Below are 16138 nucleotides of genomic sequence, written 5' to 3' on the forward strand. Positions count from 1 at the left end.
CGGAGTGGGATAGTCCCGACAGTTTTCGCGCGGGCGCACGTGAGAAGCGCAGCGCGCGGGTCGTAACGGAGAGGCGAGGTAGGTGTTGCTCATATGTGCGCGCGATCAGGTATCCCAACTATCCCAATCATCCCTAAGGGAGGGAGAAAGGTGAAAGAGAACAATAGGTCAGTCCTGCTGGGACACATCCGCCGACGCTCGGAGAAGTGTCCCTCGGTATCCCATAGCCGCCACCGCGCCCCCCGGCGCCCAGCTGGCACTGCGTGCTGCCGAACGAAAAAGGTACTGACTGGCCGCGAGGCGATGCGGCACGCTGCCCCCCGAAACCCCGCTAGAAAATGCGCTTTTTCAAAGGATGAACTTCAGCTGCGGTGCGTGAAGTTTGCTGAAGAAAGGGTGGTGGCGCCGTGAAAACCGTTGTGACCAAGGCGGAATACGCGGCCATGAAGGAAAGGCGGCCGTCTTGCGTTTCGAATTGGATCGCCGAGGGGAAAATCACGTCAGCGGCGCTGGTAGGACAGGGGACGCGGGCGAAGATCTGGGTCGAGCAGGCCGACCGCGATTTGGCTGCTGGTCTGCACATCGGTCAGCAACTCGCTCAAGACAGGCCTGCCTTCGACCGGGCTAGTGACGCGCTGCCGCGAGAAGAAACCGGTTCCCGTGCGGCACCGGTTTCCGCGACCGCAGCAGGAGACGACTTTCTGCTCTCCGCGCGTAAAGCGAAAGCGGCGAAGGATATCAGCGAGGCAAAACTCGCTCAGCTAAAGATGGAGCGCGAGACGGGTCGATGGATAGATGCGCAAAAGGCCCAGCAGGTCTGGTCGCGCGAGCTCTCCGGCATTCTGTTGGACATAGACACGTTCATCACAGGCGCGCTCGCGCGCGAGATTGCCGATAGGCATGGACTCGACGCGAAGAGTCTAGCGGTGGAGATCCGGGCTTTGTACCGGGCCCATCGCCGGTCGGCGGCAGACCAGGCGAAGGAGAAGGCCGCGGCGCACACCAGAGAGGCGGAGAGCGCCGTATGAGCACGTTTCTCAAGGATCCTGAGATGGCTGCGCTGGAGGTCATGGCGTCTGTGCTGCCGCCGGCGCATCACCGGACCTAAACGCGTGGGCGGAAGATCACGTTGTCTTCGGAAACGAAAGTCCGCGACCTGGGCCCTACCGCCGGGATAGCTTTCCCTACTTCGAACGGGTTTTGGATTGCTTGTCGCCCGAACACCCTTCGCGGATCGTCACGATGATGGGGTCGGCGCAAATCGGGAAGACGACGCTCGCGCAGGTGTTTCTCGGAGGCTGCATGGATCTCGCGCCGTGCGATATGCTCATGGTCCACCCTACGCATGACAATGCCGTTCGGTGGGCACGGTCGAAGTGGGCAAAGATGCGTCGTCAGTCGCGGGCGCTTCAGCGCGTTTTCGGTACCGCAAAGTCGCGCGACGCCCGGGACACTGTTCTTTACCAGGAAGAGCGGTTTGGCCGAGGCAGTCTGCTTATTTCCGGTGCCAATTCGCCGGCAAGCCTCTCGATGGTTTCGACACAGCGTATTGTCGAAGATGATCTATCAAAATGGGAGCCCAATGCCGCCGGTGATCCCGAGCGACAGGCAGATAGCCGGGCAAGCGCTTTTGACTGGGCAAAGATCGTCAAGCTGTCGACACCGCTCTACGCGGACACGTGTCGTATCACGCGAGCATTTAAAGCCGGGACACAAGAGCGGTGGCACGTGCCGTGCCCGCACTGCGGGCACCATCAACCGTTGGAGTGGTCTAACTTCCAGGCGAACATCGATCCGGCGCGGCCTGACGAGGCCTGCTTCAGTTGCGTTGCCTGTGGCGGGCTGATTGAACACAAGCACAAGACCGATATCGTCGCTCGAGGATACTGGGTCGCCGAGAACCCGGGCGCTCGCGAGCCGTCATTTCACATCTGGCGTGCTTACTCGCCGACTCGAGACTGGGCGTCGATCGCGCATGAGTGGTTGCAAGCCGAGGGCGATCCGCATACAGAGCAGGTATTCTTCAATGACGTTCTGGGTCTGCCCTACGAGCGCGCTAGCGAAGCGCCGCCTTGGCAGGCCATCCGCGACCGGGCTGAGGAAGAGGGGCATGATCGGGGAACGATTCCGCCCGGCGGACTCATTCTCACCGCGGGCTGCGATTGCCAGGGAGACCGAGTCGAGGTTCACATTAAGGCCTTCGGTTCCGATCTTCGCCGTTGGACTGTCGACTACGCAGTCATACCGTTCCCCATCTGGGAACAGGCCTGCCGCGAGACCTTGGATAAACTCCTCACAGAAACTTGGCGCGACGCCTTCGGTAATCGCCGCGGGCTCGACCTCCTGGCGATCGATGGCAATGCATATACAAAGGATGTTTTCGCTTGGGCCAAGCGCCATCCCTGGTCGAGAGTGATCGTCACGCGGGGTGCCAAGTCTGATCAGGCGCCTCCGTTGGTTCTGACGAAGACCGAACGGAAAGCCGACGGTAAAGTCCGGCGCGCCCAGAAGCGCTTCTATAATGTCGGCGTGAGTGGCCTGAAGGTGTCGCTCTACCAGCAGCTCAAGAAGGCCGATCCTTTGGCGCGTGGATATTGCGGCTATCCCAAAGGGCTGAGCGAAGAGTTTTACCAGCAACTCACCGCCGAAGTTCGCGTTACGGAGACTGACCGGTTCGGTTATCCACGATCGATCTGGAAGCTGCCCTCTGGTATGCGCAACGAGGTGCTCGACACGGAGATCTACGCCGAGGCCGCAGCGATCCACCGGCACTGGTACGGCTTCACGCCAGACCAATGGGATCGCCTACGGGCGGAGCGCGAGAAGCCGCGCCAGGAGGGGACACCTGATATGTTCGATGACCTGGACCGCGCCGCAGCGCATGCGTCTGCCCCGAAGGAAAAACCAGCCGAGCGTCCCGGCGTTATCAAGTCGAAGTGGATGAGCCGGAACTAGTGCCTTGCGCACTTGCTGCCTGTTCCATGCTTTGTCGTTGCGCGGGAGGAAAGACCATCGGTGACCATCCAATCGCTTGGCCCAGTGCATCCCGCCATTTCACGCAATCAAGTGCGTGCCCGCCGGAACAAGAAACCTTAAGCTCGTGAGCTGCCTCCTTCGCAGGCAAGGCGGACAGCCACTCAATTTGCCCAGCATCGATACGAATCTCTCGCGCCAAAGTATAGAGCTCTTCGGATTCCTCCGCCGATAACGCTACGAGGTCTCCAGGCTGATTGGCGAACGATGGAACAGGGAACGGTGGTAACGGCACCGACTGGAGTGGAAAGCCGAGGTCCGAGTTCACGATCCGTGCAAATTGCTGCGCAAGGTACTCCATCTCGTAGGCGAGGCGCATCTTCGCCGCTTTCTTCGCTACTTCACGATCGTCGTTGGCGAGGCTCTGTTCATTGGCAATCTGTCGGTCAGCCGCAAGCAAGACCAGCGTGGCACCGACGAGCGCCAAGATGCCGGCGATTAGGGTCTGCCACTCCTTGATGGCATCAAGCCCTAGTGCGGCGACGGCTAGACAGATTACAAGCGTGAGCAGGAACGGCAGGAGAAACGTGCGGTCGAAGAAGCGCATGCGAGCCGACTCCTCACTCGGACAGCGATTGTTCATGAGCTGCGAGCGCTATTTGGACTCTCCCAAGCGCCAATTCCAATTTCGCATCTGCCTCGCTTCGATCACAGGAGCTGCGCTCGAAACTTCGGGCGATTGTCGCTAGCCGAGAAATCTGCTCTCCGACATTGCCGAACGTCCCGGAAAGTCTCGGCCGGAGCTGTTCGCAGTGCCGACGGAGGTGCCGCGCTGCAGAACCTGAAACGTCTCCCTCCAACTCACCGGCTATAGCAACGATGCTAGCCACCTCAGTTTTTAGAGCGTCAAGACTGATCGCGTTCAGCATGTCCGCACCTGGCTGTATGGTGTCTGTTTCACGTTCAACAATTTGCGAGAAAAGTTCGCAAATTGCCAAGCGCGTTCTTCGCGTTTTCGCGAACTGAATTTCGCTAATCTACGACTTGCTCACGAGAGTCCAGAGGAGCATGATTCAGATGCGCGCCGGCCGGGGTGGCTCAGACCCAGGCCGGCACTTGCCACCGGAAGCCTGAAAGGAGGCCCGCCAATGACCGCTACTACGCATAGCACCAATTCTCCCGATATGACCCCCATCTCCTCGCCGCCGCGGGTCAAGCACGTCGACCTTTGTGCCAGCATTGTCGAGGGGCTGACCGAGCATCGGAAGGACGAGGACCGCGCTTTGGCCGCGCAGGCACATTTGCTCGCTGTCGAGATCGGAGAGGAGCAAAGTCTACACAAGATCAGCTTGCTCGCTGGTATCGGCCTCGATCTAACGCAGCATCACCTCAGCGAGGACGATTGTCTTGGTGAACAACTCTTCTTCCTTTTTGGAGAAATCGCGGACGCGGCCGTCGCGGAGAGCAATCGACGGACGGCCAACTGAACCGAGTTTGGATCCAGTGGGCTACAGCAACGCCCCTTCGGAGTAGTGGCATCACCATGGTGGTTGACTTGGCAGATCGACCAAGGAGCAGATTACTCAAGTGCATGCGTAAGAAGGCTTCAAAAATCGCAGCGCGGCGTGGTCACAAATTGTCCACTTGGCGGCGCACTCATGCTTTCCGGTTCACGGCAACATGTGAACGTTGCGGTGCCCGCGTGGAAGTCACGAGCTGGACACACACGGCTGTTCAGGCCCAACGCGCGCTTGATGCGGGGATGCTCGTTGTTAAGGATACCGATCCCCATTCAACCGACGAAGACTTTATCGTTGGCCTTGGTGAAGCGCTGGCCACCAACTGTCGGGGTGGGTGATGCGGCTTTTCCTTGGGCAACGTTATTGCAGGCCGTGTGATCACATTGAGCCACGCATCCTGGGTGTCAGTGAGCCGCAGGCGTATAGCCGCACCGGGACCTAAGCCGCAGTCTTATGGTCGCCAAAGCGCCGTCTCTTCGGGGACGGTTTTTTGTCCACAGGTGCGTAGGTCATCTTGACCCACCCCCTCCCGTTGTGCTAGGTCAACATGACCTATCAGCGTGTTGGAAGGGAATCATGCGATGAAACTGTTGAACCGCGTGGAGTGGGGGCAACTCACTGACCTGGATCCTGAGGCGATAAATTCACTTCGTCGCCGTGATCAGCTTCCTACAGTGCCAGGTCCGACCATGGGGGATCGATATACACCCCTCAGCGCACTGCTCATGGAAATCGCGAATGAGTTTGCTAACAAGCAAGGTATAAGCCGGACCGTCGCCGCCCAGCATGCGTCGCGTGGTTTTATGATCGATCAGCGATGGGCGGATGTAGCGGCGACGAGCAACGACCTCTATCAAGGGGGCAACGTAGCCGAAGAGATATTCTTCGCGGTCATCGAGTTGCCCGGGAAGAAGCCCCGCGCGGTTTGCGACACTCTCACCGAGATTGTGGCGGCCAATCCTAACCCAACTCGGATCACTCTCTGCAATGTCACTCGCGCCGCCTTCGAAATGCGAAAGCGTGCCGCGCGGCACAAGATCGATCTCGGTGACTTTTGGGGCTCTACCAAATGAATCGCGAGCGCCCCACTGACGAAGAACTTCTCGCCTATATGAAGTCGCCGACTTTTCGCCGGCGTTCCGCTCGCATGCAGAAAGTCGTATCCGACAAATGGAGCCGCGGTGAGCAGGTTTCATTCGATGAGATTGCTGACGGCTTGAAGCTTCCTCTGGATGTTGTGGTTGGTGGTTTCGCTCATTCCATGAGCAAGACTTTTGGCGTGGAGCTGGTGCCCGTGGGACGGGTGCAATGATCCTCGATAAGCTCGTAGGCCTGTTCAGGGGCGGAGATCGAAAGCCTTCCGAGCGGACTTACGATGCCGCGGCGCCCGGACGCGTTGGCGCGGGACGCCGGAAATTGCAGCGCAGCTCTCATCACTTCATGCCGCGCGCGGCCCGATCGCCCGGCGAGCGCGCTACGTGGTCGCGAACAACGCATACGCCGCCTCGGGCGCGAAGCCTGGATCTCGGCGCTATGCGGCACCGGCATCAAACCGCAGTCCGGTCACCCTGACCCGAACGTGCGGGAACAGATCAATTTGGCATTCGAGCGCTGGACGGACGAAGCCGACGCAGACGGATTGCTCGACTTCTATGGGCTCATGGCCCTGGGAGTTCGGCGCATGGTTGTCGATGGCGAATCGTTTGCTGCTTTCGACCACAGCGACCCAAACGTACCTCTTCGACTTCGGTTGATCGATCAAGAGCAGGTCGACTCGAGCAAGACGCAAGCACTCTCCGGTGGCGCTTCGATCGTCCAGGGCGTCGAAGTCGATGAGACCGGGCGACGTTTGGCCTATCACCTTTTTAAGAAACGTCCAGGTCTCACCTTCGATTGGAACACCGAAACGGTGAGAATGCCGGCGACTGAGATGTTGCACCTGTTCAACCCCGTGAGCTCCGGGCAGGCCCGCGGGCTCAGTTGGTATGCACCCGTGTTGCTCCGCCTGGCCGACCTCGATGCATCGCATGATGCGCAGCTAGTTCGGCAGAAGATTGCAGCATTGCTCACAGGGTTCATCATAGACATCGAGGGTGATGGCGGCTCTCTCGCCGGCACTGCCGGACTCGATGGTATCTCGGAGACAAGCCTCGAGCCCGGCGAAATGCGAACACTCAAGCCGGGCCAGGATGTGCGCTTCTCGGAACCCGCGCGCGTCGGGGCAGAGGTCATCGACTTTCTCAATATCACGGCACGCGAGATCGCCTCGGGGCTCGGCGTTCCTTACGCCGCGATGACCGGTGATCTGTCAGATGTGAATTACAGCTCCATCCGCGCAGGCCTCGTGGACTGGCGGCGGCGGGTCGAGGCACTGCAATACAACGTCATCGTTTATCGCTTCTGTCGCCCGGTCTGGAACCGGTTTGTTACCGCGGCGGTGCTCTCCGGCCAGATCTCTGCGCCAGGCTTCGAGCGCGACCCAGCACCATATCTTTCGGTGAACTGGATCACGCCACGTTTCGATTGGGTGGATCCACTGAAGGACTGCAAAGCTGAGATCGCCGCCATCGCCGCGGGTCTGATTTCACGGCGCCAGGCGGTTGCTGCACGAGGCATCGACATCGAGGACCTGGACCGTGAGATCGCCGCCGACCGAGACCGCGCCAAGAAGCTAGGGCTCGCCTTCGGTGACATCGAACCAGGCCCGGAGGTGCAAGCATGACGTTGGCCGCAACCCAAGCACCAAACTTGCCAGACGGGCACACCGAAGCGGAGATCTACACGCGACGCGCTCCAGAACACACGTCGAGTTGGGATCCGGAGACGCGCACCTTCGATGTGGTCTTCTCGGCCGGCGCACCCGTCGAGCGATGGGACAGCCGCGGCGCCTTCACAGAGTTTCTTGATGTGGCCGGGTTCACGGGGGCGGAAGACGCGCCAGTGCTCGACCATCATCGGCGAGACAGTCTTGAGGCCGTGCTTGGCTCGGTCGTTGAAGCTCACACGGTCGGCGGGAAAGCCCACGCGACTCTCAGGCTGTCTCGCCACACCCCCTTGCTGAGCGCCTCGCCAATGAACTTGCCGACGGAAACCGCTTCGGCGTTTCGGTCGGCTACACGGTTGAAGAATGGAGAGAGAAGACCGACCCGAAGACCGGACGGCGCGAGAAGATCGCGACACGGTGGACGGTGCGCGAGATCTCCATCGTTTCGGTTCCCGCTGACCGTCAGAGCACCACACGAGGAAAAGCTATGACGGACAACCCCGCTCCGGCCAACGAGCCGGAGAACCCGGCAACGCCGGCACAACCGGCCCCCGCGCGGAAGCAAACTCGACGGCCGTCGCGGAACGGGCGACCGTCAACACGGAGATCCGGTCTATCGCCCAGGTCGCCAATCTCGATCAAGCCTGGATCGATCAGCAGATCGATGCAGGTGCCACTGTGGAGCAAGCGCGCACCGCTGCTTTCGAGACGATGCGGACACGTTCTGCGCCCGCGGCGCAGGTTCGAACCACGACAGCAGAAGTGATCTCCGACAACGATGATCCGGAGCGCGCGCCAGGGTGATCGGTGAGGCCTTGTTCGCGCGCGCTCACCCGGCACACCAGCTTTCGGAGCCGTCGCGGCAGTACGCCTACATGACCACGCTCGATATCGCGCGCGACTGCCTGCGGACCCGTGGACTTTCCTTCACGGGGTTGTCGCCGGCGAAAGTCGTGGAGCGTGCGCTGCATACGACAAGCGACTTCCCGCTCATCCTAGGAGATGCGGTCGGGCGAACCTTGCGTATGGGGTATCAGGCGGCGCCGTCTGGTTTGAAGCGGGTCGGCCGCAAGACGACAGCTCGGGACTTTCGCGACAAGCGTCGCCTGGCCCTTTCCGAAGGACAGCGGCTCGAGAAGGTCAACGAGGCAGGCGAGTTCAAGTCCGGAACGTTCGTGGAGGCACAAGAGATGTACCGCCTCCTAACCTACGGCAAGGTGTTCGGCATCTCACGCCAGGCGCTCGTCAACGACGATCTCGGCGCCTTCACCGACCTGTCGCGACGGCTCGGCCAGACCGCCGCCGCCACGGAGTCCGCGCTCTTGGTCGAACTTCTCACCGATGGGGGCGGGCTGGGCCCGGCCATGAGCGATGGAAAGAAATTCTTCCATACAGGGCATGGGAACCTTTCCTCCGTCGGTTCCGCCCCCAACGTTGAATTTCTATCCAAGGCGCGCACGGCATTGCGTAAGCAGACGGGTCTGCAAGGCGAGAACATCAGCGTCACGCCGAAATTCTTCGTGGTCCCGGCTGAGTTGGAGACCGATGCGGAGAAGCTGCTCGCCCAGATCACCGCAACCAAAGCCGACGATATCAATCCGTTTGCCGGCGCATTGCAGCTCGTGGTCGAACCCCGCTTCACGGATGCGCTGCGCTGGTATGTGGTTGCGGATCCGGCCGAGATCGACGGACTCGAATACGCCTATCTGGAAGGCGAGGAAGGGCCGCAGATCGAGACCAAGGCGGGCTTCGAAGTCGATGGCGTGCAGATCCGCGTGCGGCTCGATTTTGGGGCAGGTCTCGTCGACTGGCGGTCTTGGTATTCCAACCCCGGCAACGCCGGCGAGTGAGGCTTAGCTGATGGCCACCGACCTTGCCACCCTTCGAGCCTTCCGGGATGCGCTGCTTAAGGCGCGTTTTCAGGGTAGGCGATCGATCCGATTTGACGATCAGGAGGTCGCGTACCGTTCTGACAGCGAGCTTGCCGCGGCCATTGCCGACTGCGAGTCGCGCATCGCGGCGCTCGAAGGGCGCAAGGTCAAGGCCGTCCGTTTCAACACGTCGAAAGGACTGTGAAAATGAAGAACTTTGTACAACCCGGCGACATGCTCACGGTCACAGCGCCGGCAGCTGTTGCTTCAGGCGAGGGCGTGGCAATCGGCGCGCTGTTCGGTGTCGCCGCCTTCGACGCGGCACAGAACGAGGATGTCGAGATCGCAATGCGCGGCGTCTTCGACATGGACAAGCCCGACGGCGATGAGATCGACGTCGGCGAGCTTGTCTTCTGGGATGCAGCCGAGAAGAAAGTCACCAGTGTCGAAGGTGCAAACAGGCTGGTCGGCATTGCTGTCGCGTATGCGGCCGGCGGTGACGCAACCGTGCGGACCTGGCTCAACGGCTTTGTCGGCACGTCGATCGACACTGTTGGGTAGTTCGATTTGTCGCTGTTGTGGTCACGGCGACGCGCGGTGCCGGAGTTCGGAGTCTTTGTCTTCCTTTTACTTCGGCTCCGGCACCACACACCCTAGCGAGGAGGATAGAACCAATGTCATATGAAGTAGGCAAAGACGCGGTGCGGTCTCGTGCCGACAGGGCCCAAGTTGTGGGACGGTTCGGCACCGCTGAGCGGGCGGCGCTCATCACGCCAGACGACGACAACGATTTGAATGAGTACCCGATAGCCCTAGAGATTGGTGAATCCGGGGATGTCGCCGTGATCCCGATGGCGGCGCCCGATGACACCCCCGTCACGTTCAAAGGCAGAGCTGCGGGGTCCACACTGCTGGTGCGCGCCAGGCGCGTGATGGAAGCCGGCACCACAGCCGGGAACATTGTCGGGCTGTACCCCAAATAGCGCACGCACGACGCTCTACGAAAGGTTTAGGGCCAACTAGGAGGACCCTGTCTATGACGAATATGCATGAACGAGCGATCATCACCGCCGTCCGCGATGTGCCCGTGCCGCTTGGGGTGATGGGCTCGAAGTTCAAAGGTTTCACCACCGGGCTCCCTTCGCGGGAACATCTGTGCGCGCTAGCGGCTGGTGCGGAGACCTTCAAGGGCTCCAAGCCCATCGCGCTCCCTTGGGGGATGGCGAAGTGAGCACGGCAAATCATCCTCAGGACCCGAAGGCGGCGAAGGCACCTTCGGGGCCGCGCGTGGTCAAGCTCTCGAGACCGCTCGAGTTGCACGGAGGCCCCATCATGGAGATCAAACTCCGGGAGCCGACATTTAGCGATTATCTAGAACACGGAGATCTGTACGTCGGCTCGCAAACGGCTGACGGCTCACTGAGTTTCAAGGTCGATCGCCTTGCACTCATGAATTGGGCCGTGGCGCTCTCCGATATTAGCGCGCTGGATCTCGGGGAGCTTGGCATGAAGGACGTGACCACTCTAACCAAAGTGATCTCAGAATTGGTGGGCGGCGAGGGAAACTGATCAGGGCACGCGCAGACGAACTTGTCTTTATCTGCGGCGTGTCCCCAAGCGAGGTTGAAAACATGACGTTCTCGCGCCTTCTCTACTGGCACGAACGGGCCGTGATCTTCAAGACGGCGGGCAGCAACAATGACTGACCTGCACGCGCGCGCGATCATTACGGCCGTCGATAAGGTGAGCGGCCCGCTTGGAGCAATCGCCGGCAAGGTTGCTGCCGTGCACAAAGGCATGGCGGCTTCTGTGGGCGCTGCCGGAGTGGCAATGGCTGCCGCGGGACGCAACCTCATGTTCGCCACGACGTTGCCGGCCGGAGTGATGGTGAAGCAAGCGGCCGAGTGGCAGACCGCCATGCTCGGATGGAAAAAGGCCGCCGACGAACTTAACGATCCGGAGGTGTATGAACAGGCGCGGCAGGAAATCAAATCGCTGGCGACGCGGCTTCCACTGTCGCAGGCCCAGCTAACTGATCTTGCCACCGCCGCATCGCGGGTGGGTGTCGCCTTCAAGGATGTTTCCCGCTTCGTCGAGTTGGCCGCCAAGACGGCCGATGCGTTTGATATGGACGCAACGTCGGCTGGAGATGCGTTGTCGAGCATCAAGGAAAGCGCGGGGCTCAGCAATGATCAGCTGAACGTCCTGATTGGGCGGATGGACCTGCTCGAGAATTCCATGAACGTTCGCGGAAAGCAGCTCATTGACTACACAAACGATATCGGCGCGTTGGGGCGACAGGCCGGCTTTACCAACGCGCAGATTGCCGTGCTCGGCGCGACGATGATCGCCGCGGGTTCGGACGCGAGCGATGCTGCGACAAGTTCGAAGAACCTGTTCAAGACGCTGACCGGTGGGACGGCGCTCTCCAAGGAGAATTTGAAAGTCTTCAAACGGCTCGGCATCGACGCGGACGCGTTTGCCAAGCAGGTGCAGAAAGAGCCGGTCAAGGCCCTGGGTATGTTGCGCGACAGGCTCAACGAGGTGATCCCCGCTCACCAGCGGCTCGGAGCTCTGTTCAGCCTATTCAAAGACCAGGCCGCGCCCGCGATCGCGCTCCTGTTTCAGAACTGGGACAAGTACCGCAAGGGCCTCAAGCTTGTTCAGGATGAGCAGAAGGCAGCGGTGCAATTGGACAGCTCTTTCGCGGTGACCATGGAAGGCCTTGGCAAAAAGCTCAAGATCACCCGGAACCACATCGTCAACATAACCGACGTATTCGCCTCCCGATGGATGCCGACGATCGATGCGGCCTTGCAAAAGGCAACAGACTTCATGGCCACGATCGAGAAGCAACCTCGTGCGCTGCAGGCTTTGGCCGATGGCTTCGGCCTTCTAGCGGCGGCTGGCCCGGCGATGTGGATTGTCGGTGCCGGCCTGAAGGGCCTCTCGGATGCCGTTGGCACCCTCGCAAAAGGGCTGGGCGGATTGTCGAGGATGGGGGGCGCTGCGCGTGGGGGCGTTGGGCGTGCTGGCTGCTGGATTGGTGCAGGCCGGCCGTGCCGTCCATAAAGCCTGGCCCACGGAGCTGGCGGAGCGTTGGCAACGGGTCGAGGCTCCGCCAAAGGTCTTGCGGACTCCATAGCTCGCCTAGCGAACGCGAAGATCCCTGACGGGACCGGTTGGGGCAAGATCGTGGAATGGTTCGACGCGGACGCGGTCAAAGCTATGGCAACCGTGCTCGACGAACTCGCTGACACGATGACGAATCTGCGGGCCGTGATCGAGACGCCATTGAACTTTCAGGCTTGGGCCAAGCTCTTGGGTTTCTCGCCGGAGCCCGGTCAAGAGTCGAAGAAGCTGCCGGGCTGGGAAACTGGCAAGTGGCTGCGCGAACATTTGGGGGGGACGGCCATGGGTGCCGGCGTCAAAGCGCTTGGCGACATGATCGAACGTGCGCAAGGGCCCCCAGCCTTCACCGGAGTCGCTGTTGAGCGCCGAGTTCAGCCGCCGAGCGGCTGTGACGCCTCGGTTGGAGAAAGCGGCCGAGCCCCGCGCCTTGCCCGGCGGGCCTTCCGTTCCGGTGGTGCCGAGGACGGCGCAAGCGGCCTGCCGGCTGGCCGCTGCTCGGTCTGCCCTGGCCATTGCCGGAGACGGAGGCTACGCGCAGTGTCCCGGCCAGGCCGTCGGTGCCGCTCGTGCCACCTTCGCCAGCTATGTCGCCGGCGCCACTGGACTTCATGCCGGAACCGCCGCCCATGTCACCTTTGATCCGCGATCTTGGTGGCGGCCCACCAATAGACATAACCGGCAAAGTCGACGTGACCGGAAAGGTGGATTCGGAGTTGAAGGGCCAAGCGGATGTGAACGTCAGAGTTCACATCGATGGTCCGGGCCGCGTCAAGGGTATGAGTGCGACTTCCGAGGGCCACATCCGCGCGAATGTGGGTACCAGCACCATGGATATCGGTGTGAAGCCGTGAGTTTGCGGGGGCTAAGTCTTGAGGGCGCTGCGGCCCGTCCGACACCGGGAAGTCTTTCTCCCAGCCCCGCATCGTTGTTTGGGTCAAGGAAGACGAGGCCGCATCTGGTTCGAGAGGTCGGTTGATGGCACGAGGCCGCTGTACATTCCGCCAGCAAGATGTGACCCGAGCTTTGCGGGCAACGGTTGCGGCCGGCATCGATGTCCAGCGGATCGAGATCGATAAAGATGGTAAGATCGTCGTCGTGACCGGTCGCCCGCGGGAGGAGGCCGAGGAGAGCGGAGAAAACGAATGGGACCGTCTATGATGAGGCGCCCGCCAAAATATGTTCACGCCTTTGTCGACAGGCATGGCAAGCCTCGCTTCTATTTCCGGCGCCCTGGTTTCAAGAAGGTGCCGCTACCCGGGCTGCCCTGGTCTCCGCAATTCATGGAGGCCTACGAGGCGGCGTTGGCGGGACAGCACCTCGAGGTCGGTGGCGCGCGCACCAAGCCCGGCACAATAAGAGCTCTTGCTATCAGCTATTACAATTCGGCGGCCTTCCGCTCGTTGAAGCCAATCACCCAATCAACCTATCGCAATACCATCGATCGCTTATGCGATGGGCGAGACAGGGACGGGAAGGTCCTCGGGGATAAGCGAGCGGCAACGCTGCAGCGAGAACACATCATCAAGCTGATGGCGGCTCGAGCCGATAAGCCAGAATCAGCGAATGGGCTTCTCAAGGCGCTCCGAAGGATGATGCACCGCGCGGTCGAGACGGGGATACGATCCGACGATCCCACCCGCGACGTGAAGGCAATTCGAGTCAAGTCCGACGGCTACCATAGTTGGACAGAAGATGAGATTGCAGCCTTCGAGAGACGCCATGACGTCGGCTCACGCGCACGCTTGGCCTTCGCGCTACTGATCTACACGGGGCAGAGGAGGGGCGATGTTGTCGGCATGGGACGACAGCATGTCCGTGACGCCGTGCTGTCTGTGCGGCAGCAAAAGACAGGCACTGAGTTGGCGATCCCCATTCATCCCGATCTTGCAGCGATCATCGCCGAAACGGCGTCGGAGCACCTGACGTTCCTGACCACGCAATTCGGTAAGCCATTCACTGCTGCAGGTTTTGGCAACTGGTTTCGAGACCGGTGTAATGAAGCGGGGCTAACGCATTGTTCGGCCCATGGCCTGCGCAAGGCCGCAGCTCGTAGATTGGCCGAGGCCGGCTGCACCGAACACGAGATCGCGGCGATCACCGGCCATGCCAGCCTGCGTGAAATCGTCCGTTACACCAAGGCGGCCGACCAAAAGAGGTTGGCGAGTGCCGCGATGGAAAAGGTAAAAGCGGGAACATCGATTGGCCAACCTAGCGAGCGGTTTGCCAAAAAGGGAAAAAGGGCGTGAGAAATCAACACCCAAAAAAAAGAATGGCTCCCCGGGCCGGACTCGAACCAGCGACCCAGCGGTTAACAGCCGTCGGCCGCTCGGTAGACGTTCTACGTGTTGGCCTGCGTCGTCAGTTGGCGATCTTGCATAGGGGCCGCCCAGGCCTCGCAGAGTTCGAGCACGATGTCGTCGCGGTCCAGCGCCCGAAGACGTTCGATCTCCGGGTGCTTGGCGGCGAGTTCCAGTAGGCGTTCACGCGGCGTCTTCGCGTAGCATTCGACGAGCCACTCATAGAACTCGAGGATATCCTTGCTCTCGTGATGCCTAGCTTTCGGCTCGCCGAAATACGCGTCGCCGTACTTCTCATAGTCCTGCAATTCGGCGTCGGACAGGTCAATTGCCAGAAGAACTCTATGACCGTCGTTGGTCGTCACGGCGGCCATCGCCGTCTTGTCTTTCTTGATGACGGCCACACTAGTCACCGTGCCGGTAGTTCCGCCTTCTCCGGCGTCCTCGAAGAAGTACGTCTCACCTATGCGCAGCCTCGCATTCCCGTCTTGTGAGAACGCCTCCGAGGCGGCACGGCCATCCAGCGTGTCCGGCAGCTGCTGGTATGTTTGGAATGCCTCTACGATCTTGTGCGCGTCGATGTGCTTGCGCTTCTGGCGATACCACTCGGACAGCCTGATCTCGCCGGGCTTGCCAAAGTCGGCCAGTCCGAGCCCGTAAGCGAGCGCCTGCCCGCCACCCGTCGGATCATCGAGCACCCTGTGGAACGCCATATTGGTCACGAAGACGTAGGCCTCCTGACCTTCCTCCAGGTCGCGCTCTCGGGCCTCAAGCCGACGCACAGCCTGGGCGAGCCATACTGGCTTTCCGTCGTCTTCGAGGGGTTCTCCGTTAAGGTCGACGAAGATCATGCGGCGATCCGGGGCTGGCTTTAGTAGGGCCTCGCGGATATGGTCGGTCATCTTGGAGGTTGGGTCACGACTGGCGGAGCCGTCAGCGCGGGTCTTGCCGAGCAGTCCGGGGACACTCCGCATCTTGCACTCTACCCAGTAGCGCGTACCCGTGGTCTCGGACCGGGCCGAGAACTCGCAATGTTTGTTGTCGTCATCGGCCTCATCTTCCAGTTCCAGCTGGAAGCCCGCCCTGATGAGGCCGTTCGCGACCATCAGCTCGTAGTAGGCCCCCTGGAACTGCCGGATGTCCTTCAGTCTCGCCACGAGGCGTTCTTGAAGTTCGACGTTGTGGTGAAGCAGGTAGAGACTGTAGGCGAGCCCGTAGTAGCAGCTGAGCGCGCCGGTCATTTCACCGACAAAGACTTCTCCCTGTTTAGCCTGGTGCGCAGCCTGGTAGCGGCACACGGCGTCGTACCACTGGAGGATGGGATGCCTGCCCGCGAGCGGTTTGGCCATTTCGGCGTTGCCCCAGTCGCTGCCCAGCGTCCTTTTGATGTAGTCGGACAGGAAGTCGACGAAGGTCTTCCACGTCTTCGACCAGTGAATCGTACTTCCCGTTGCGACGATGGTGTGGTCGCCGACCCTGGCGGAAACGATCGGGCGTCCGCGCCCCTGCTGGGCAACCCGAATGGCTTCCTCGGCTGCGTGCGTACGAATCGCGTGCTCGGCGGCACGGGCCCGCATCGCT

The 16138-nt window shown here is 60.9% G+C and carries 17 protein-coding genes and 2 pseudogenes; 17 read left to right on the forward strand and 2 right to left on the reverse strand.

All coding sequences use genetic code 11. The features are described from left to right. The first annotated feature begins 407 nt into the window (after positions 1-407). Together AUC68_RS10775 and AUC68_RS10780 are read left to right on the forward strand one after the other, a co-directional pair. Entirely contained in the window at positions 408-1028 is a 621-nt protein-coding gene (locus tag AUC68_RS10775; RefSeq protein WP_069437634.1) for a hypothetical protein, read from the forward strand. Between the two features lie 133 nt (positions 1029-1161). Then, positions 1162-2955 (forward strand): annotated as a pseudogene (locus AUC68_RS10780) (phage terminase large subunit family protein); the annotation flags it as partial. Here the strand turns inward: AUC68_RS10780 and AUC68_RS10785 are convergent. Continuing rightward, entirely contained in the window at positions 2927-3580 is a 654-nt protein-coding gene (locus AUC68_RS10785) for a hypothetical protein (RefSeq protein WP_141701220.1), read from the reverse strand. The pseudogene AUC68_RS10780 and the gene AUC68_RS10785 sit on opposite strands and share 29 nt — an antisense overlap. Positions 3581-4121: 541 nt before the next feature. Between AUC68_RS10785 and AUC68_RS10790 the strand changes: the two genes are divergently transcribed. The 15 genes and pseudogenes from AUC68_RS10790 to AUC68_RS10850 all read left to right on the forward strand — a co-directional run bounded on the left by AUC68_RS10790 (position 4122) and on the right by AUC68_RS10850 (position 14506). After that, positions 4122-4460 (forward strand): hypothetical protein, encoded by a 339-nt coding sequence (locus AUC68_RS10790; RefSeq protein ID WP_141701221.1) that lies wholly within the window; start codon positions 4122-4124, stop codon positions 4458-4460. Positions 4461-5074: 614 nt separating this feature from the next. After that, positions 5075-5566, forward strand: coding sequence for a hypothetical protein (locus AUC68_RS10795; RefSeq protein WP_141701222.1), 492 nt, complete (start codon positions 5075-5077; stop codon positions 5564-5566). Then, the gene (locus AUC68_RS10800) at positions 5563-5805 is read left to right on the forward strand and encodes a hypothetical protein (RefSeq protein WP_069437639.1); all 243 of its coding nucleotides are present in this window, start codon (positions 5563-5565) and stop codon (positions 5803-5805) included. Before AUC68_RS10795 ends, AUC68_RS10800 begins: the two co-directional genes overlap by 4 nt. A 63-nt stretch (positions 5806-5868) precedes the next feature. After that, the gene (locus AUC68_RS10805) at positions 5869-7215 is read left to right on the forward strand and encodes a phage portal protein (protein WP_141701223.1); all 1347 of its coding nucleotides are present in this window, start codon (positions 5869-5871) and stop codon (positions 7213-7215) included. A 337-nt stretch (positions 7216-7552) separates the two neighbouring features. Continuing rightward, positions 7553-8023 (forward strand): annotated as a pseudogene (locus tag AUC68_RS18745) (HK97 family phage prohead protease); the annotation flags it as partial. 34 nt (positions 8024-8057) lie between these two features. Beyond that, positions 8058-9107: a phage major capsid protein gene (locus tag AUC68_RS17180; protein ID WP_204377021.1), complete on the forward strand. Its 1050-nt coding sequence runs from the start codon at positions 8058-8060 to the stop codon at positions 9105-9107. A gap of 10 nt (positions 9108-9117) precedes the next feature. After that, positions 9118-9333, forward strand: a complete 216-nt coding sequence (locus AUC68_RS10815; protein ID WP_069437640.1) for a phage head-tail joining protein — start codon at positions 9118-9120, stop codon at positions 9331-9333. A 2-nt stretch (positions 9334-9335) separates the two neighbouring features. Beyond that, a complete protein-coding gene (locus tag AUC68_RS10820; protein WP_069437641.1) occupies positions 9336-9689 on the forward strand; it encodes a DUF2190 family protein in 354 nt (117 codons plus the stop codon). Positions 9690-9802: 113 nt separating this feature from the next. Then, positions 9803-10111 carry a spike base protein, RCAP_Rcc01079 family gene (locus tag AUC68_RS10825; RefSeq protein WP_083240645.1) on the forward strand — a complete coding sequence of 103 codons (309 nt, stop codon included), beginning with the start codon at positions 9803-9805 and terminating at the stop codon, positions 10109-10111. Positions 10112-10164: 53 nt separating this feature from the next. Continuing rightward, positions 10165-10359, forward strand: a complete 195-nt coding sequence (locus AUC68_RS10830; protein ID WP_069437642.1) for a hypothetical protein — start codon at positions 10165-10167, stop codon at positions 10357-10359. A gap of 56 nt (positions 10360-10415) precedes the next feature. Further along, a complete protein-coding gene (locus AUC68_RS10835) occupies positions 10416-10697 on the forward strand; it encodes a phage tail assembly protein (protein WP_425283231.1) in 282 nt (93 codons plus the stop codon). A gap of 129 nt (positions 10698-10826) precedes the next feature. Further along, positions 10827-12200 (forward strand): phage tail tape measure protein, encoded by a 1374-nt coding sequence (locus tag AUC68_RS10840; RefSeq protein WP_069437644.1) that lies wholly within the window; start codon positions 10827-10829, stop codon positions 12198-12200. 686 nt (positions 12201-12886) lie between these two features. Then, entirely contained in the window at positions 12887-13111 is a 225-nt protein-coding gene (locus AUC68_RS10845; RefSeq protein WP_141701225.1) for a hypothetical protein, read from the forward strand. 124 nt (positions 13112-13235) lie between these two features. Then, positions 13236-13418 carry a hypothetical protein gene (locus tag AUC68_RS16445; RefSeq protein WP_141701226.1) on the forward strand — a complete coding sequence of 61 codons (183 nt, stop codon included), beginning with the start codon at positions 13236-13238 and terminating at the stop codon, positions 13416-13418. Further along, positions 13415-14506, forward strand: a complete 1092-nt coding sequence (locus AUC68_RS10850) for a tyrosine-type recombinase/integrase (RefSeq protein ID WP_083240646.1) — start codon at positions 13415-13417, stop codon at positions 14504-14506. The genes AUC68_RS16445 and AUC68_RS10850 overlap by 4 nt, the downstream gene beginning before the upstream one ends. A 92-nt stretch (positions 14507-14598) precedes the next feature. Here AUC68_RS10850 and AUC68_RS10855 read toward each other — a convergent pair whose 3' ends face one another. Next, entirely contained in the window at positions 14599-16134 is a 1536-nt protein-coding gene (locus tag AUC68_RS10855) for a hypothetical protein (protein ID WP_069437646.1), read from the reverse strand. Positions 16135-16138: the final 4 nt, after the last annotated feature.

The sequence above is a fragment of the Methyloceanibacter methanicus genome (assembly GCF_001723285.1).
GTDB lineage: Bacteria > Pseudomonadota > Alphaproteobacteria > Rhizobiales > Methyloligellaceae > Methyloceanibacter > Methyloceanibacter methanicus.